The following is a 16,629-nucleotide window of genomic DNA, read 5'->3' on the forward strand; positions in this document are numbered from 1 at the left end:
AATGTAAAATTCTATATATTATAATTATTTAGAACAATATTCGTTTATATATCATTAAGCATCTAAATTGACAACTTTTAAGGCATTGCTTTGAATAAAATCTCGACGAGGCTCAACGACGTCTCCCATCAACGTCGAGAAAATCTCTTCGGCTTCTTCTAAGTGAGTTAATTTAACCTGGAGAAGTGTCCGTGCCTCAGGATCGAGTGTTGTCTGCCACAATTGGTCAGGGTTCATTTCACCCAATCCTTTGTACCGACTTAATGTTAACCCTTTGCGGCCTAATTCCAAGAAGGCCTCAGCGAGGCCGGTTGGGCCTGTGATAACCACTTTCTTATCCTTTGACTCAAAAGTAGCCGGCGCCGCAAAGAACTCCCGTAAACTTGGAAGAAGTCCATGCAAAGCTTTAATCTCTGGGGACGTTGTCAACCCCTCATCTAAACGCCAGGATTCAGAAACACCTGCCAAAGTATAGGTCGCTATGACATCGCCATTTTCAGCCCGTTCCAACGACCATGTTGGTTTCTTTGCAGTCGCTCCACCCAAACGAACGGCTTGATCTGCTTGATTTAAAAGGAGGGTAAGAGGACCTAAATCCATGGAGGGATCTTGGAAGTAACCCGCCAAAAATGCTTGCTCCATAAGGCTGATATTATTCACACGCCGTGTCAAACCTGAAAAGCCATGACGCGCTCTCAAAACAAGGTCAGCTAAGTGGCGCAAATCTTGGCCTGCAATGGGGGAGCCATTGGCAAGGGTAAGTCTAGACTCTTCCACCGCCGCATCTAAAAGATACATTTCCATGGCCCGTTCATCTTTCAAATAAACTTCTGACTGGCCCCGCTTAACTTTATAAAGAGGGGGCTGAGCAATGTACAGATAGCCCCGCTCAATCAGGGGACGCATTTGACGATAGAAGAAGGTCAGAAGAAGCGTACGGATGTGACTTCCATCAACGTCCGCGTCTGTCATGATAATGATTTTATGATAACGAGCCTTATCCGGAGAAAAGTCTTCCGGCCCAATGCCCGTGCCCAAAGCTGTAATGAGCGTGCCAATTTCAACAGAAGCGAGCATTTTATCAAAGCGGGCTCGTTCTACGTTCAAAATCTTACCCTTGAGGGGCAAAATGGCTTGGAAAGATCGTTCGCGCCCCTGCTTTGCTGATCCGCCTGCGGAGTCTCCCTCAACAAGGAAGATTTCGCTCTTAGCCGGGTCTTTTTCTTGACAATCCGCAAGTTTTCCAGGCAGGGAAGCCATATCTAGCACGCCCTTGCGTCGCGTTAATTCACGAGCACGCCGCGCTGCTTCACGAGCGGTTGCGGCTTCTAATACCTTAGCAATAATGACTTTTGCGTGAGCTGGATTCTCCTCGAACCATTGTTCCATTGCCTCAGATACCACGCTTTCCACCACAGGGCGAACTTCGGAGGAGACGAGCTTATCCTTCGTCTGTGAAGAAAACTTTGGTTCAGGAACTTTGACAGATAAAACGCATGTGAGGCCTTCTCTGACGTCTTCCCCTGTGAAGGTAAATTTCTCTTTTTTTCCTTGAGGGCTGGATGCGACAAAGTTGCCAACCATGCGTGTTAATCCCCCACGCAATCCAGCTAAGTGGGTACCCCCATCTCGTTGCGGAATATTGTTTGTAAAACACAAGGTTGTTTCATGGTAACTGTCCGTCCATTCCATGGACAACTCAACCGTGATGTCTCCTTGAGATTTTGAAATGCTAATTGGTGCGGGAAGCAAAGGATTCTTTGCTTTATCGAGATACCTTACAAATTCGGTAATGCCGCCCTCATAATGTAAAACCGTTTCATATAGGGATTCTTCCCGTTCATCTTTTAATATAATATTGACACCAGAATTCAAGAATGCGAGTTCACGCAAGCGGTGTTCAATGGTAGCGCGATCAAAAAGTGTTTGCGTAAAAGTCTCTTTAGACGGCAGAAAACGGATCTCGGTACCTGTTTTTCCGTTTGAATCACCAACAACTTGAAGAGGGGCCTCTGCTACCCCATGAGTAAACCGGATTAAATGCTCTTTACCATTGCGCCAAATTCGCAATTCCAAAAACTCTGACAAAGCATTAACCACGGAAACACCCACGCCATGAAGCCCGCCTGAAACCTTGTAGGAGTTTTGATCAAACTTGCCGCCAGCATGCAGTTGGGTCATGATCACTTCAGCAGCTGATATGCCTTCTTCCGCATGAATATCGACGGGAATGCCACGACCATTATCTCGAACGGTTATAGACTCACCTTCATTAATGATCACTTCAATGCGGTCGCAATGGCCAGCTAAGGTTTCATCTATCGAATTGTCAACAACTTCGTAGACCATATGGTGAAGCCCGGTGCCATCATCTGTGTCACCAATATACATTCCGGGGCGTTTACGCACCGCATCAAGGCCTTTTAAAACCTTAATGGATTCAGAAGTGTAGTCGTCAGAACCATTTTTTTCCAAGTCAGAATTTGTCGTCATTTTGCTTTTCATTCCCCAATTGCATTAAATAGCTGTTCTTTGATTATACACCTAAAAATCATTCGTTAAAGTTGCATTATGAACTGTCAGAAATTGTGCCTGACTGTTCAGACCTTGGAAAGTGGATTTATCAGTCCCGGTCATCCAAACTTGAAAAGGCCCTCTTGAATCTTCCTTTAAGCTCCCCAAAGAACTCCCTGAGGAAGATTCCATCGTTGAGCTGCATATTTCTTGGAATAAAGTCAGCCGATGCCGGTCATCCAAGTGTGCTGCAACGTCGTCTAATAACAAAATAGCTGGGCAGGTCCGATGCTCTTCCTGAACTCTTGCAAAAGCCAAAGTCACAGCAAGAAGTAACATCTTCTGCTCTCCTGTGGAGCATAGCTCTGCAGGAAGCTGTTTGGCAAGATGGTGGACTTGAAAATCACTTCGATGAGGACCAATACTTGCTCCGCCGGTCTCTCCATCATGTCGACGACAGAGATTTAGCTTTTCCGCATATGTGTCCTCCACTGCCAGAGCAGGCTGGTTTTCTAGCCATACTTCCACTTCCCCGGTCATTTGGGCATGAAATTGCGGAAATGGATAGGTCTTATCTTGGCGCTGAGCTTCTTCCAGGCTCTTTACAACCTGGTGGCGTGCAACGACGATAGCAACCCCGTCTTCTGCCAAGTGCCGCTCAAGAGTAGATACCCATAACGGATCATAACGGCCTTCACGCAGCAAATGGGCCCGCTCCCGCAAATGATGATCATAACGATGAATCCGTGTCGCATGGGTTGGATCAAGGGCAAAAACAAGCCGATCAATGAACTTGCGACGGGTAGAAGCACCCTCCAGAAACAGGCGATCCATTTGAGGTGTTACCCAGATCACGCTAATCCAATCGGTAAGAGAGGCTTGGTTTTTTGCTGGCTGCCCATTTACTTTAATCAAGCGCCTTTCATTTCCAGTCGTTGTATAATCCAAACCGGTTCCTAATTGGACGGGGCCTACATTTGTGTTCACAGTAGCAGAAATAGCCCATGCTGGAGCTCTTTCAGCATCCCTATTTTGACTCCTCAAGTTCGTCACTTGGGACAATTTAATGCTGCGCAAACCCCTGCCTGGCGACAAAAAAGAAATGGCTTCCAGTATATTCGTCTTTCCTGCCCCATTGGGTCCAGTTAAAATAATTGGACCGCCTTTAAGAGATAAGTCCAGTTCTTGATAGTTACGAAACTGGTGCAAAACAAGTCGTGACAAACCCATCCAGAAAGTAGGTTGATGATCCATTGCGGCAGGAGAATAGCTCTTTAAATTTTCAACCATTTCCTGCTTCTTCGCCCCACTTATAACCCCTTAACTGTTTTCATTACACCCGCATAGGCATAAGAACGTAAGTAGCCTCTTTATCTGTTATTCCCTTGATAATTGCTGGTGCGTCGCCATTTGCGAGAATCACTTGCGCTTCATCTTCATCAATTTGTTGTGCAATATCCAATAAATACCGCGCATTAAAGCCGATTTCAATTGGGGTATCGTGCGGAAAATCTATAGTCATTTCTTCCATAGCATTCCCCAAATCATGACTCGCTGCAGAAAGGGTGAGCATATTGTTGCTCAAATTAACCTTAATGGCCCGGACCTTATCATTAGAAACTGTGGCTACACGATCTACAGCTGCTGCAAATGCCTTGGCGTCAACGATGGCTGTCTTATCATTCCCAATGGGAATGGCCTTTTCATATTCCGGATAAGTTGCATCAATCAGTCGGGAACTTAATACGGCATTCTCAAAGGCAAATTCAATTCGAGTAGGAGATAATGAAATACTCACTTCCGTCGTAGTTTCATCAACAAGTTTACGAACTTCCACAATGGTTTTACGGCCAATGATAATGCCCGGCATATTTTCTGCTCCTTCAGGCAAAGGCACTTCAATATAAGCCAAACGATGGGCATCTGTTGCAACAGACCTCAAGATTTTCTGTCCCCCCCGCTCCAACGTGTGGAGGTGAATGCCGTTCAAATAATATCGCGTTTCTTCCGTAGACATTGCAAATTTCGCACGATCTAAGAGTTTCTTAAATATCGCGATCGGCAGGGAAAAATGAACGGGAAGCTCCCCTTGTGTTAGCTGAGGAAAATCCTCTGCAGGCAAGCACGAGAGGTTGAAACGGGACCGTCCCCCTTTGAGGTTTAGTTGGCCTGTTTCCGGAACAAGGGTTAACTCCACAGTCGACCCTTCGGGAAGTTTACGCACAATGTCAAACAGCATTTGAGCAGAAACGGTCGTTGACCCAGGCTCTGTTACAATTGCCGAAACGGTTTCAATAAGCGCAAGATCCGTATCGGTTGTGATGAGGCTCAAACCCATGGGCGTTGCATTCAAAAGAACATTACTTAAGATGGGAACAGTGGTTCGGCGTTCAACCACGCTTTGACCATGAGAAAGAGCTTTCAAAAACGCAGACCGATCAATGGCTAACTTCATAACTTTTATACCTCCAATGTACGACGTAAAATATCGAGATCTTCTGAGAATTCTCGATCTTGGGTTCTAACTTCTTCGACTTTGCGAACAGCATGCAAGACCGTTGTGTGATCGCGTCCTCCGAATTTACGACCAATTTCTGGCAAGGATCGCGACGTCAGGGCCTTCGCTAAATACATAGCAACTTGGCGAGGACGGGCAACATTTTGAGAGCGCCTTGCAGATTGCATGTCGGAAATTTTAATCCCATAATATTCCGCAACGCGCTTTTGAATATCCTCAATGGTCACCCGTCGGTCATTGGCTTTTAAGAGATCGCGCAAAACTTCGTGTGTTGTCTCTAATGTTATTTCGCGCCCAACGAGCGTTGCATGGGCAACAATGCGATTTAAGGCTCCCTCGAGTTCGCGAATGTTGGAACTAATCTTACGTGCTAAAAACTCCATCACATCCTTGGGGATGGGAATATTCAAGGTATCGGCTTTCGCATGTAAGATTCCTAGACGCAATTCATAGGTTGTGGGGTGAATATCAGCAACAAGCCCCCAACCAAGTCGGGATTTTAATCGCTCTTCCATGCCTTCTAAGTCCGAAGGAGACTTGTCGGCTGATATAATGATTTGGTGGTTTTGATCAACCAGCGCATTGAAAGTATGGAAAAATTCTTCTTGCGTCGTCTCTTTGCCACTAATAAATTGGACATCGTCAATCATGAGGACGTCAACGGAGCGAAATTGCTCTTTAAATGAAACCGTGTCCTTATAGCGCAACGCCCTGATAAACTGGTACATAAACTTTTCAGCAGATAAGTAAATGACACGACGTTTGGGATGATGGGTTTTAATATGCCAAGCAATGGCATGCATCAAATGGGTTTTACCTAAACCAACTCCCCCATATAAAAACAGAGGATTAAACTGAGCCGTCTGGGACTCGGCCACCCGTAACGCCGCCGCATAGGCAAGCTCATTGGGTTTACCCACCACAAAATTATCAAAGGTAAATCGGGGATCAAGGGCAGCGCCTAAGACATCACGGTCAATGCCAATGATCTCTTCATCGAGAGAAGGTGCTCTCTTGTGGTCTTGAGGAACGTCTGGAGCCGTTTGAGGAGCAGCTGGAGTCAATGGAGGTGATGCTACCTCTACAATCACTTCTATTTTGGCAATAGTGGGGTTTAGAGCTTGCCAGACGACGCGTATGCGATCCGCGTAATGTGAAGCAACCCAATCCCGTATAAATCTCGTGGGCGCCGCAATACGAACGATGCTGCCAATAACTTCCGTCACGAATAAAGGCTTCAACCAGCTTTTAAACATGGCCTCTCCAAGTTCCCCGCGCAATGTCTCGCGTACCTGTTCCCATTGAAGGGTCAACTCGGTCGGTTGGTGGGGTTTTGAAGGTTCTGTAAATGCCAGCGCTGTCACAAGGGTCCCTAACTCTAAAATGAAATCGATTCACGAAGGAAACTGCTAAATGAGAGAAGAAAACTTCCCTCAACGGTACACCCCCTATTTTTACCTGATCTGTCGCTTAAAACCAATGGGAAAAGTAACTTTTTACAAAACAAACCAAAAGTTCCTGGATTATAGCCAATACGGAGAACAAGTTTTCGCCAGGATGGTTAATGTTAGGAAGAAAATTGAGAAGATACAGCAATTTTACGCCTTATTTATCGCTAATTTTTATTAAATCTTTAAAAAACTTTTGTTATTTTTCAAAGCATTCGATCGATGGGCTTCAAAAGTCCTCAAGGAGACGAATTTTTTAAGTGAAATCTGATGGAACTGAAGGTAAAGTCAAGAGTGAATGGGAGCAATTTAAGCTGGGACTTTATAGATAATGCACTCAACTTCTCTTAAGTATCGATTTTTTGCAGTCACAACCTTGACTCTGATGATTTCTGTAATGCCATCATTGGCTGGCGTGTTAAAAGAAGCATTACCATCCTCTCAAGGTAGTTCTGAGCCAAGCACCCCCAAGCCAGAAACCACCCCAAAGCCTGAACCTAAGAAGGAAGAACCGAAAGCAGTACCTGGCGAAAAAGAGGCCGCACCAGAAGCTGCTGAGGAAACCTTTATGGAAGAAGAAGGGCCAAATGACCCTCTCGAACCCCTCAATCGAGTCGTTTTTGGGATAAATGACTTTCTTGATATAGCTATTCTTCGCCCTGTGGCAGAAATTTACCGAGCGATCATGCCAGAGCCTGTTCGGAAAGGTGTCACGAATATTCTCGATAACAGTTACTCACCCATCGTCTTTGTCAATCATGTGCTTCAGGGAAGTCCCGAACGCGCAACGGTGACCTTGTTTCGATTCTTAGTGAATTCTACACTTGGCGTCCTTGGTACTATAGATCTCTCCTCAGAATTAGGTTTCTCGAGGTACGATACAGGCTTCAATGAAACCTTAACAAAATGGGGGCTTGATACGGGTCCTTATCTTGTGCTTCCGCTCATTGGCCCATCCTCATTCCGCGGAACCGCTGGTTTTGTTGGGGATTACTATGCTGATCCGCTCAACTGGTTCTTCACCAGTTCTCAACATCGGGATGAGCGTTACTTGTTGACCGTTCGATATGGAATCGCTATAGTGAGTGAACGAGAGAAAGTAATCGAAACAATCAAAAATATTAAGGATGGCTCTCTCGATTATTATGTTACAATGCGAAGCATTTACTTCCAAAGACAAGCCTATATGGCTGAAAAATTAAAATCATGGGATACTCCCGGAGCAGCTAAAACTGAGGAGAAATCAAGCACATCATAACGGTTTGTTAATTTCTTTTTTGTATTCTTGTTCTAAGAGATTATTTCGATTTAGAACGAGGGGATTTATGTTAAAGAGATTTGTTTATTTATTCGCCACAATCGTATTCTTCGCTCAACTAAATCCTATCCAGGGCACAGATGCCGCAAGGAGTTTTATTGAGGATTTAGGTCGACGAGCTATTGAATCTCTAACAAAGCCTGGTGCTTCCCAAAGCCAACTGGAATCCAGCTTTCAATCTCTTTTAGAAGAAGGATTTGCTGTCCAATCCATTGGTCGGTTCGTCATGGGACGTTATTGGAGCCGCATGTCCCCAGATCAACAGTCTCGTTTTATCCCCCTATTTGAAAACCGATTGAAAAAATCCTATGCAAACAGGTTTCAAGAATATCGAGGTGTTGTCTTCAAAATTAAAGACGCCCGCGCTGAAGGCAAACATGTGATTGTATCAAGCACCATTCAAAAACCCGGCGGACCCCTTACCCCTGTTGACTGGCGTGTAAAGGGTGGAAAAATACTTGACGTCAAAGTTGAAGGGGTCAGCATGAGCATCACCATTCGGGATGAGTATAGCTCTCTCGTTCAACAGAATAATGGAGACATTGAAACATTCCTGAACACTCTTGAAGGGGGTTCTGTGAGTGCTTCACGCAAGAGAAAAGCGCCATCTTCAGATGACACAGATGATGAGTAAAGTGATTTATTCCTAAATTGCTTTACCCTTCGAAACAGACAGAAATAACCCTCTAGAAATTTCCCGCCAGAAGCGCCACTATAAGGGACAGAACATCAACATGATCTGGCAATGATCTTCGCCAAAATCCAAGAAGAAATTGCCTAATATTGAGCTTGGTTCGTTGATTATGAAAAATGCAGTAACATCTGGTATCTTGACCTCACTGCCCGGGCGGTATGCTAAGGCCCTGTTTGACCTTGCCAAAGAAAATAAACAAGTTGATGATGTGGGTTCTGCACTAGCTGATTTATCCATGCTCATTCACTCTTCACCCGATTTAAAGCTCATTTTAGAAAACCCCACAATTAAAAGTGAAGACCAGGAAGCGGCTCTCAAAGAAATTTGTGTCCAGATGAAGACGCCTGAGATGGTGCAATCTTTTGCGGGATTGCTGGTCAATGCCTCACGGATTTCCTATTTAGACAAGATTCGACAAATCTATGAAAATTTAACTTCTCATGCCAAAAGTGAGCAAAAGATTGAGGTGATCTCAGCTTATCCCTTGACGAAAGTTCAAAGTAAATTGTTGAAGGAAAACTTAAATAAAGTTGCTTCAGGTGATCTCATTTTAACTTTTATTACGGACCCAAAGGTTCTGGGAGGTATTATGGTTCGCATTGGGTCAAGGGTCATTGACGCAACATTAGCCACACAACTCAATCAACTCGCCACAGTGATGAAAGGAAACGCTTAATGGAACTGAGGGCAGCGGAAATCTCCGCCATTTTAAAACAACAGATTAAGAATTTTGATCCCAAAGCGGATATCGCCGAAAGCGGCACGGTTGTAGCCGTAGGAGATGGCATTGCCCGCGTCCATGGCCTAGAAAATATCCAGGCGGGAGAGCTGGTTACCTTTTCTAATGGCACGAAGGGAATGGCTCTCAACTTAGCTACGGATAATGTCGGCGTTGTTATCTTTGGCAGTGACCAAGAAATTAAAGAAGGGGATCAAGTAAAGCGAACTCAAACTATTGTGGAAGTTCCTACAGGGAAAGGCCTTTTAGGACGTGTTGTTGATGGCTTGGGCAATCCTATCGATGGTAAGGGTGCCTTAAAGAACGTCACCCAATCAAAAGTTGAAGTCAAAGCCCCTGGAATTATTGCCCGTCAATCCGTATCTGAACCGATGCAAACGGGAATCAAAGCCATTGATACCCTCGTTCCTATTGGACGGGGACAGCGTGAGCTTATTATTGGGGATCGCCAAACAGGAAAAACAGCCATAGCTTTAGATGCCATCATCAATCAAAAAGGGATCAACCAAGGGAAAGATGAATCTCAAAAACTCTATTGCATATACGTAGCCATTGGACAAAAGCGCTCCTCTGTCGCGCGAATCGTCAAGACACTCGAGGAAAATGGGGCCTTGGACTATACGATTGTGGTGGCGGCAACCGCCTCAGATCCGGCGCCCATGCAATATCTTGCCCCTTATACAGGCTGTACCATGGGAGAATATTTCCGCGATAATGGAATGCACGCCCTCATTATATATGATGATTTATCCAAGCATGCAGTGGCTTATCGCCAAATGTCCTTGCTGCTGCGCCGTCCTCCTGGACGAGAAGCCTACCCAGGTGATGTATTTTATCTTCACTCAAGGTTGCTGGAGCGCGCCGCAAAATTAGATACGCCATTAGGGGGTGGTTCTTTGACGGCTCTTCCCATTGTTGAAACCCAAGCAGGCGATGTTTCTGCCTATATTCCAACGAACATAATATCCATTACGGATGGTCAAATCTTTCTGGAAACTGAGCTGTTCTATAAAGGTATTCGCCCCGCGATTAACGTTGGGTTGTCTGTGAGTCGCGTTGGGTCTGCTGCCCAAAAGAAAGCCATGAAACAAGTCGCAGGACACATTAAACTTGAACTTGCGCAGTACCGTGAAATGGCTGCGTTTTCGCAGTTTTCTTCAGATCTAGATGCATCAACTCAAAAGTTGCTCAGCCGTGGAGAGCGCCTCACAGAGTTACTGAAACAAGGACAATATTCCCCGTTAAGTATGGAAGAACAAGTCATCTCCCTCTTCTCTGGCGTCAAAGGATATTTGGATACTATCCCTGTGAAAGATATTTTGGAGTTTGAGCTCGAATACCTGGAAGTCTTGCGCCTTAATCAACCAGAGATTTTTGAAGATATTCGAACCAAAGGGACTTTGAGTGAGGAAACGGAGAAGAGCTTGGCCAAGTTCCTGACCAGCTTCTGCGCTTCATTCACTGCGCGTTAAGACAATCGTAGAAGGATCTTTATGTCCAGCTTAAAGCAATTACGAACCCGCATCCGAAGCGTGAAATCAACGCAAAAGATTACGTCTGCGATGAAGATGGTGGCAGCCGCACGCTTGCGTCGGTCCCAAGAGCGCGTGGAAGCGGTGCGCGATTATTATAGCGCCATGCATGAAATGGTGAGCCATTTATTAATGAAAAGCCGATCAGATCTTGCCAAAGAACCGCTTCTGCTCACCGGCCATGAAAATCTCCCCGTCCACTTGCTGGTTGTTGTTACCACGGATCGAGGATTGTGTGGCGGGTTTAATGGCGCCATTGTCCGTGAAGCAAAGTCCGTTATTCGTAAACTTCAAAGTGAGGGAAAAGAAGTTAAAATCTTTTGTTTGGGACGAAAAGGGCAAGCGTTGTTGCGCTCTGACTTTGGACATCTCATTATCGAGACTGTCGTCCATGGTCACAAAACAGGAGAGGGCAAAAGCACCGAAAGCTTCTCAGATGCGTTAGAATTTTCAACCAAGCTTCAAACCATGCTCCAAGACAAAATTTTTGGACAAGCGTCCATTCTCTTCACCGTGTTTCATTCGGCTTTGACCCAAACTGTTGCTCATGATTACATCATCCCCTTTCCGGCCACATGGAAAGAAGGCCCGGTGATTTTTGATTCGGGATCCCTTAAAAACGCCCTTTATGAATATGAACCCAACATCGATTCCTTGTTAGAATATCTTTTGCCTCGTTATATTGCCGTTGAGCTTTATCATGTCTTCCTTGAAAACAATGCCAGCGAACAAGGTGCGCGCATGACAGCGATGGATAACGCCACCCGCAATGCGCAAGAGATGATTCAAAAGCTGGCGCGCACCTATCATCAAACGCGTCAAGCTTATATTACCAAAGAGCTGATCGAGATCATTTCAGCGGCAGAAGCGATGTGAGAGATGGAGATCAGGTTGAACATTGTAAATATATTCAGTCTTGCGAGGAGCGAAGTGACGTAACTGGATAGATAGGATAATATATCTGAAACGAACCCCCGTAGCTCCCACAAGGGGAGAGGTGAGAATACAGACGGATAAATGGGAAAGCAGAAGTAGGAACAGAAAATGAAATTAGTAAAAATATTTGTCACACTCCTCGCCTTTATCGGGCTTATGGAGAAAGGTCAATCAATGGACGAGAAGAGAAAACCTATGGACCCAACATTAATAGCTACATGTGAAACGGACATCTGGAAACTTTACTATCATAAGACGATGCCTCAAGAAGAAAAAGTAGCTCTCGCCTCTAAGAACTTTAAGCCAATGATTGAGCAAGCTTTTGCTGTGTCGGATGGTACATCCGCTGTTCCTTCTTTTCTAAAGGCGATGCTCGTCTTTGGTCAAATGCCGCAAACTTCGACAAAAGAGGAATATACCCAAAAAATATTACCTTTGGTCGTACAAGCTTTTGAAGATGTTAAAAAGATATCTCCCTATAATTCTTTCGACACAAAACAAGCAGCGATCAAGGAATTAGATTGGTGGGTTGCGCGCCGTATCGAAGCCGAACGCAGTACAGACAACGTCGGAAATATTATGGCCGAAGCCTATGGCCTGATTTATGGTGGGAATGTCAAGACGTATGGAAGATCTGCTTATTTGCGAGCAGATGCTGCACGGTATCGGGACAAATGCCAAGATGAGTTTGGAGGCCTAACGGATAAGGACTGGACGATCATTCAAGATTTGCTTCTAAAATCATATGTAGAATTGAAGGCCGTTCTTGAAAAAGAAGGAAAATGACATGCCAAAACAGAAACTAAAAGCCATCGCCGGGGGATTGAATATCGGCAAAGTGACCCAAGTGATGGGTGCTGTGATCGATGTCCATTTTCCGGATCGTATCCCCTCCATTTTGAATGCCCTTCACCTCACCCATCAGGGTAAGCTTCTTGTTTTGGAAGTCGCCCAGCATTTGGGTGAAAACCTTGTCAGAACGATCGCTATGGATGCCACGGATGGCATGACTCGGGGACAGGAAGTATTCGATACAGGAGAACCCATCACCGTGCCAGTGGGGCCCCAAACCTTAGGGCGTATTATGAATGTGATTGGGGAGCCCATTGACGATCGGGGGCCCATTAATGGCGTTAAAGTCCTGCCCATCCATCGAGAAGCCCCGTCCTTTGTTGAGCAATCAACAGAAACAGAAATTTTGGTAACGGGCATTAAAGTTATTGATCTTCTTACCCCCTATTCACGGGGTGGAAAAATTGGATTGTTCGGCGGCGCGGGTGTTGGAAAAACAGTTTTGATTATGGAATTGATCAACAACGTGGCCAAAGCCCACGGCGGCTATTCTGTCTTTGCCGGAGTAGGGGAGAGAACCCGCGAAGGTAACGATTTGTATCGTGAAATGATTGAATCTGGCGTTATTAATTTGGAGGGCGAAGGCTCTAAAGCTGCCCTCGTTTATGGGCAAATGAATGAGCCCCCTGGCGCTCGTGCCCGTGTTGCCCTCTCAGGGTTAACGGTTGCAGAATATTTCCGCGATGAAGAGGGTAAAGACGTCTTGTTCTTCGTCGACAACATTTTCAGGTTCACTCAAGCTGGTTCTGAAGTCTCCGCCTTGTTGGGTCGGATGCCATCGGCCGTGGGATATCAACCCACGCTGGCAACGGAAATGGGCAGCCTTCAAGAGCGCATCACAACGACCACCCGTGGGTCAATTACCTCCGTTCAAGCCATTTATGTTCCCGCCGACGACTTGACGGACCCTGCCCCTGCCACCTCCTTTGCCCACCTTGATGCAACAACCGTCCTCAGTCGACAGATTGCAGAGTTGGGCATTTATCCCGCCGTTGACCCGCTGGATTCGACCTCTCGAATCTTAGATCCCTATACGGTAGGCGAGGAACATTATGCGGTCGCCCGTGAAATCCAAAGGGTTTTGCAGTCCTATAAATCTCTTCAAGATATTATTGCCATTTTAGGAATGGATGAACTCTCTGAGGAAGACAAACTCGTGGTTGCGCGCGCCCGCAAGATCCAACGCTTCTTGTCTCAACCCTTTTTCGTCGCCGAAGTCTTCACCGGGATGAAAGGTTCTTTCGTTCCCTTAAAGGACACGATTGCCGGCTTTAAAGGGATTGTCGAGGGTGACTATGACTACTTGCCAGAATCCGCTTTTTATATGGTTGGGACGATTGAAGAAGCCGTCGAAAAGGGTAAAAAAATAGAGAAAGAGAGCGCTTAAAAGATGCAGCTATCCCTCATATCCCCAGAAGGAGTCGTCTTTGCAGGTGATGTGGAGATGATCGTTATCCCCGGCGCCAAAGGAGAATTTGGGGTCCTTGACCACCATGCGCCTTTCATGACCATGTTGCGCGAGGGACCTGTCACCTTGTATGAAAAAAAGGACAAGAAGTCCCAAGTCTTCACCATCTCCGGAGGCTTTTGCGAAGTCACACCCGATGGGTGCATTGTCCTCGCAGATTCCGTTGAAACAGCTGTCAAATAGACGACCCTTAATTAATCAGAACCAAAAGCCTTCTCTCACCCCAAGTACCGTATTTATACGGTATTGACAAGAAAATTAAATCACATAAAGTATCGCTTATAAAATAAAAATTCTGACCATAAATACAAACAAATTTGTACTATGGCAGCTCTTATTACTTCAATAAACAAACAAACAAATAAATAATTATTTGTTTAATAAGGAGATGCGATCTATGATTAAACAATCACTTTTATGGACAACCCTGGTTGCCTTACCACTGGTGGGCGGTGTCTATGGCGCTGAAAAATCAGAGGCGAAAAAGCCGTATGAGACAATTTTTAACCAAGTACCAGGGGAAGTCTTTGATAAGATAGATCAATATTTGAATTCTCAAGATTCAGGCCGCCTACAACAAGCATCACTAGAATTGAAAGCTTTAGTTCACTCGGCAACGGAAAGGTCAATTAAAAGTGTTAAGTCTCATCTCAACTGTGTTAATCCGGGCGCTGCAAATACAAATACTTGGGTAAAAAAGCGGTTAAACCAGCTTGTCTATGGCCACTCCCTGCATCCTTTGCTTCATAGGGCTTTCATAGAGAAATTAAAAGAAGAGCAATTTCTTTTTGTGCCCCATGAATCCCCTTTAGAGAGTGTTCTTGTGAACGTGCCTGGCCTAAGGAGAATCAGTCTTCGTGTCGGGTTAGAAAAGTCAAGCCTTGCCCCTAAACTCTATGAAGCCCTGTTTGGTCACGCTCTTCCTAAAGGGGAGAATCTTCCTGATGCCTTGGATCATTTGGCAGCTTGTCTTCCCGTTCATGGAATCTATGTGAGTGTCGACTTAGTACCTACAGATGAAGCCCAAAATGACATTCTTCTCAGGTTTTTTAAGGCTAATAGGGAAGGATTGATTGAGAAACTAAGAAAGATGGGTGAACACCAACGATACTATTCTTTTGGCGTGACTCAACATGATGAAGTTTTGACCCAAGACAAACCTTACAATATCATCGTGAATCAAAGACAGCTTGCATTGTTGAAAAGACAAGGGTTACTAGCAAACCATCCTCATCGCATTATACTTAAAATTAAAGAAGCACCTGAGGGTGTTCTATCCTTAAACACTGCTCAATTGCCTGATAATGTCGGCAAACTCCGTTTAGTGGATAATGATCACTTATGTACGGAAATTGGAAATGAATTCCTCCATGAGTGCACAGGCTTAACCTCCCTGGATACGAGCGGACTTCGGAACGTGAAGTCCATTGGAGATACCTTCCTCGGGCGTTGCCTCAACTTAACCTCCCTGGATACGACCGGACTTCAGAACTTAGAGTCCATTGAAAAAGGATTCCTCAGGAATTGCCCCAACTTAACCTCCCTGGATACGAGGGGACTTCAGAACGTGAAGTCTATTGGAGATGAATTCCTCATGCAGTGCACCGGCTTAACTTCCCTGGATACAAGCGGACTTCAGAAGGTAGAGTCCATTGGAAATGACTTCCTCCTTTCTTGCTCCAACTTAACCTCCCTGAATATGAGCAAGCTTCAGAAGGTAGAGTCCATTGGATGGCAATTCCTCATGGGTTGCACAGGCTTAACCTCCCTGGATATGAGCAAGCTTCAGAAGGTCGAGTCCATTGGAGATGTCTTCCTCTATGGATGCACCGGATTGGATGTTGATCCAAAGCAACTTCGCAAAGAGATTTTGAAACGAGGAAGGGCAAAGGTGGCTCAGAAGAAAAGCCAAACATAGAATAAGAAGTTTTAAAGAGCTGCTTTGGGTGGACAGACAGTGTTATATTACTGGAAACTATTTTGTTGCCTGAGCAATAAAGGCTAGTATAAGAAAGAGTCTAATCCGTTGGTCTAAGCAGTTACACCTAAAGAAACGCCTTGTTAGGTCGTATGCCATCCGCCGTTGGATATCAGCCCACATTGGCCACGGAAATGGGTACTCTTCAAGAACGCATCACAACGACCACCCGTGGATCGATTACATCCGTTCAAGCCATTTATGTTCCCGCCTTTGACCCGCTGGATTCGACCTCTCGAATCTTAGATCCCTATACGGTAGGCGAGGAACATTATGCAGTCGCCCGCAAGATCCAACGCTTCTTGTCTCAACCCTTTTTCGTCGCCGAAGTCTTCACCGGGATGAAAGGCGCTTTCGTTCCCTTGAAGGACACGATTGCCGGCTTTAAGGGGATTGTCGAGGGTGACTATGACTACTTGCCAGAATCCGCTTTTTATATGGTTGGAACCATTGAAGAAGCCGTCGAAAAGGGTAAGAAAATAGAGAAAGAGAGCGCTTAAAAGATGCAGCTATCCCTGATATCCCCAGAAGGTGTTGTCTTTGCAGGTGATGTGAAGATGATCGTTATCCCCGGCGCCAAAGGAGAATTTGGGGTCCTTGACCACCATGCGCCTTTCATGACCATGTTGCGC

At 45.4% G+C, this 16,629-nt stretch carries 14 protein-coding genes and 1 pseudogene; 11 read left to right on the forward strand and 4 right to left on the reverse strand.

Annotation, left to right across the window (positions count from 1 at the left end):
- Positions 1-54: 54 nt before the first annotated feature.
- The 4 genes from gyrB to dnaA all read right to left on the reverse strand — a co-directional run bounded on the left by gyrB (position 55) and on the right by dnaA (position 6,387).
- Complete coding sequence (gene gyrB, locus K2Y18_05940) at positions 55-2,493, reverse strand: DNA topoisomerase (ATP-hydrolyzing) subunit B (protein MBX9805276.1); 2,439 nt, start codon at positions 2,491-2,493, stop codon at positions 55-57.
- A 51-nt stretch (positions 2,494-2,544) separates the two neighbouring features.
- Entirely contained in the window at positions 2,545-3,744 is a 1,200-nt protein-coding gene (recF, locus tag K2Y18_05945; GenBank protein MBX9805277.1) for a DNA replication/repair protein RecF, read from the reverse strand.
- A 103-nt stretch (positions 3,745-3,847) separates the two neighbouring features.
- Positions 3,848-4,969, reverse strand: coding sequence for a DNA polymerase III subunit beta (gene dnaN, locus K2Y18_05950; GenBank protein MBX9805278.1), 1,122 nt, complete (start codon positions 4,967-4,969; stop codon positions 3,848-3,850).
- A gap of 5 nt (positions 4,970-4,974) precedes the next feature.
- Positions 4,975-6,387: a chromosomal replication initiator protein DnaA gene (dnaA, locus tag K2Y18_05955; GenBank protein ID MBX9805279.1), complete on the reverse strand. Its 1,413-nt coding sequence runs from the start codon at positions 6,385-6,387 to the stop codon at positions 4,975-4,977.
- Between the two features lie 424 nt (positions 6,388-6,811).
- Here dnaA and K2Y18_05960 point away from each other — a divergent pair, with 424 nt between their 5' ends.
- The 11 genes and pseudogenes from K2Y18_05960 to K2Y18_06010 all read left to right on the forward strand — a co-directional run.
- Positions 6,812-7,738 carry a VacJ family lipoprotein gene (locus K2Y18_05960; GenBank protein MBX9805280.1) on the forward strand — a complete coding sequence of 309 codons (927 nt, stop codon included), beginning with the start codon at positions 6,812-6,814 and terminating at the stop codon, positions 7,736-7,738.
- 67 nt (positions 7,739-7,805) lie between these two features.
- Positions 7,806-8,432 carry an ABC transporter substrate-binding protein gene (locus K2Y18_05965; GenBank protein ID MBX9805281.1) on the forward strand — a complete coding sequence of 209 codons (627 nt, stop codon included), beginning with the start codon at positions 7,806-7,808 and terminating at the stop codon, positions 8,430-8,432.
- A gap of 169 nt (positions 8,433-8,601) precedes the next feature.
- Entirely contained in the window at positions 8,602-9,168 is a 567-nt protein-coding gene (atpH, locus tag K2Y18_05970; protein MBX9805282.1) for an ATP synthase F1 subunit delta, read from the forward strand.
- Entirely contained in the window at positions 9,168-10,703 is a 1,536-nt protein-coding gene (gene atpA, locus K2Y18_05975) for a F0F1 ATP synthase subunit alpha (protein MBX9805283.1), read from the forward strand. The genes atpH and atpA overlap by 1 nt, the downstream gene beginning before the upstream one ends.
- 21 nt (positions 10,704-10,724) lie before the next feature.
- Complete coding sequence (atpG, locus tag K2Y18_05980; protein ID MBX9805284.1) at positions 10,725-11,639, forward strand: ATP synthase F1 subunit gamma; 915 nt, start codon at positions 10,725-10,727, stop codon at positions 11,637-11,639.
- Between the two features lie 168 nt (positions 11,640-11,807).
- Positions 11,808-12,485 (forward strand): hypothetical protein, encoded by a 678-nt coding sequence (locus K2Y18_05985; protein ID MBX9805285.1) that lies wholly within the window; start codon positions 11,808-11,810, stop codon positions 12,483-12,485.
- A 1-nt stretch (position 12,486) separates the two neighbouring features.
- Positions 12,487-13,938: a F0F1 ATP synthase subunit beta gene (atpD, locus tag K2Y18_05990; protein MBX9805286.1), complete on the forward strand. Its 1,452-nt coding sequence runs from the start codon at positions 12,487-12,489 to the stop codon at positions 13,936-13,938.
- Positions 13,939-13,941: 3 nt separating this feature from the next.
- The gene (gene atpC, locus K2Y18_05995; protein MBX9805287.1) at positions 13,942-14,202 is read left to right on the forward strand and encodes an ATP synthase F1 subunit epsilon; all 261 of its coding nucleotides are present in this window, start codon (positions 13,942-13,944) and stop codon (positions 14,200-14,202) included.
- A 214-nt stretch (positions 14,203-14,416) separates the two neighbouring features.
- Positions 14,417-15,937, forward strand: coding sequence for a leucine-rich repeat domain-containing protein (locus K2Y18_06000; protein MBX9805288.1), 1,521 nt, complete (start codon positions 14,417-14,419; stop codon positions 15,935-15,937).
- A gap of 134 nt (positions 15,938-16,071) precedes the next feature.
- Positions 16,072-16,497, forward strand: a pseudogene (locus tag K2Y18_06005) (F0F1 ATP synthase subunit beta).
- A 3-nt stretch (positions 16,498-16,500) separates the two neighbouring features.
- A partial coding sequence (locus K2Y18_06010; GenBank protein ID MBX9805289.1) for a F0F1 ATP synthase subunit epsilon occupies positions 16,501-16,629 on the forward strand: 129 nt, incomplete at its 3' end.

The sequence above is a fragment of the Alphaproteobacteria bacterium genome, assembly GCA_019746225.1.
In the GTDB taxonomy this organism is placed as follows: Bacteria; Pseudomonadota; Alphaproteobacteria; order Paracaedibacterales; family VGCI01; genus VGCI01.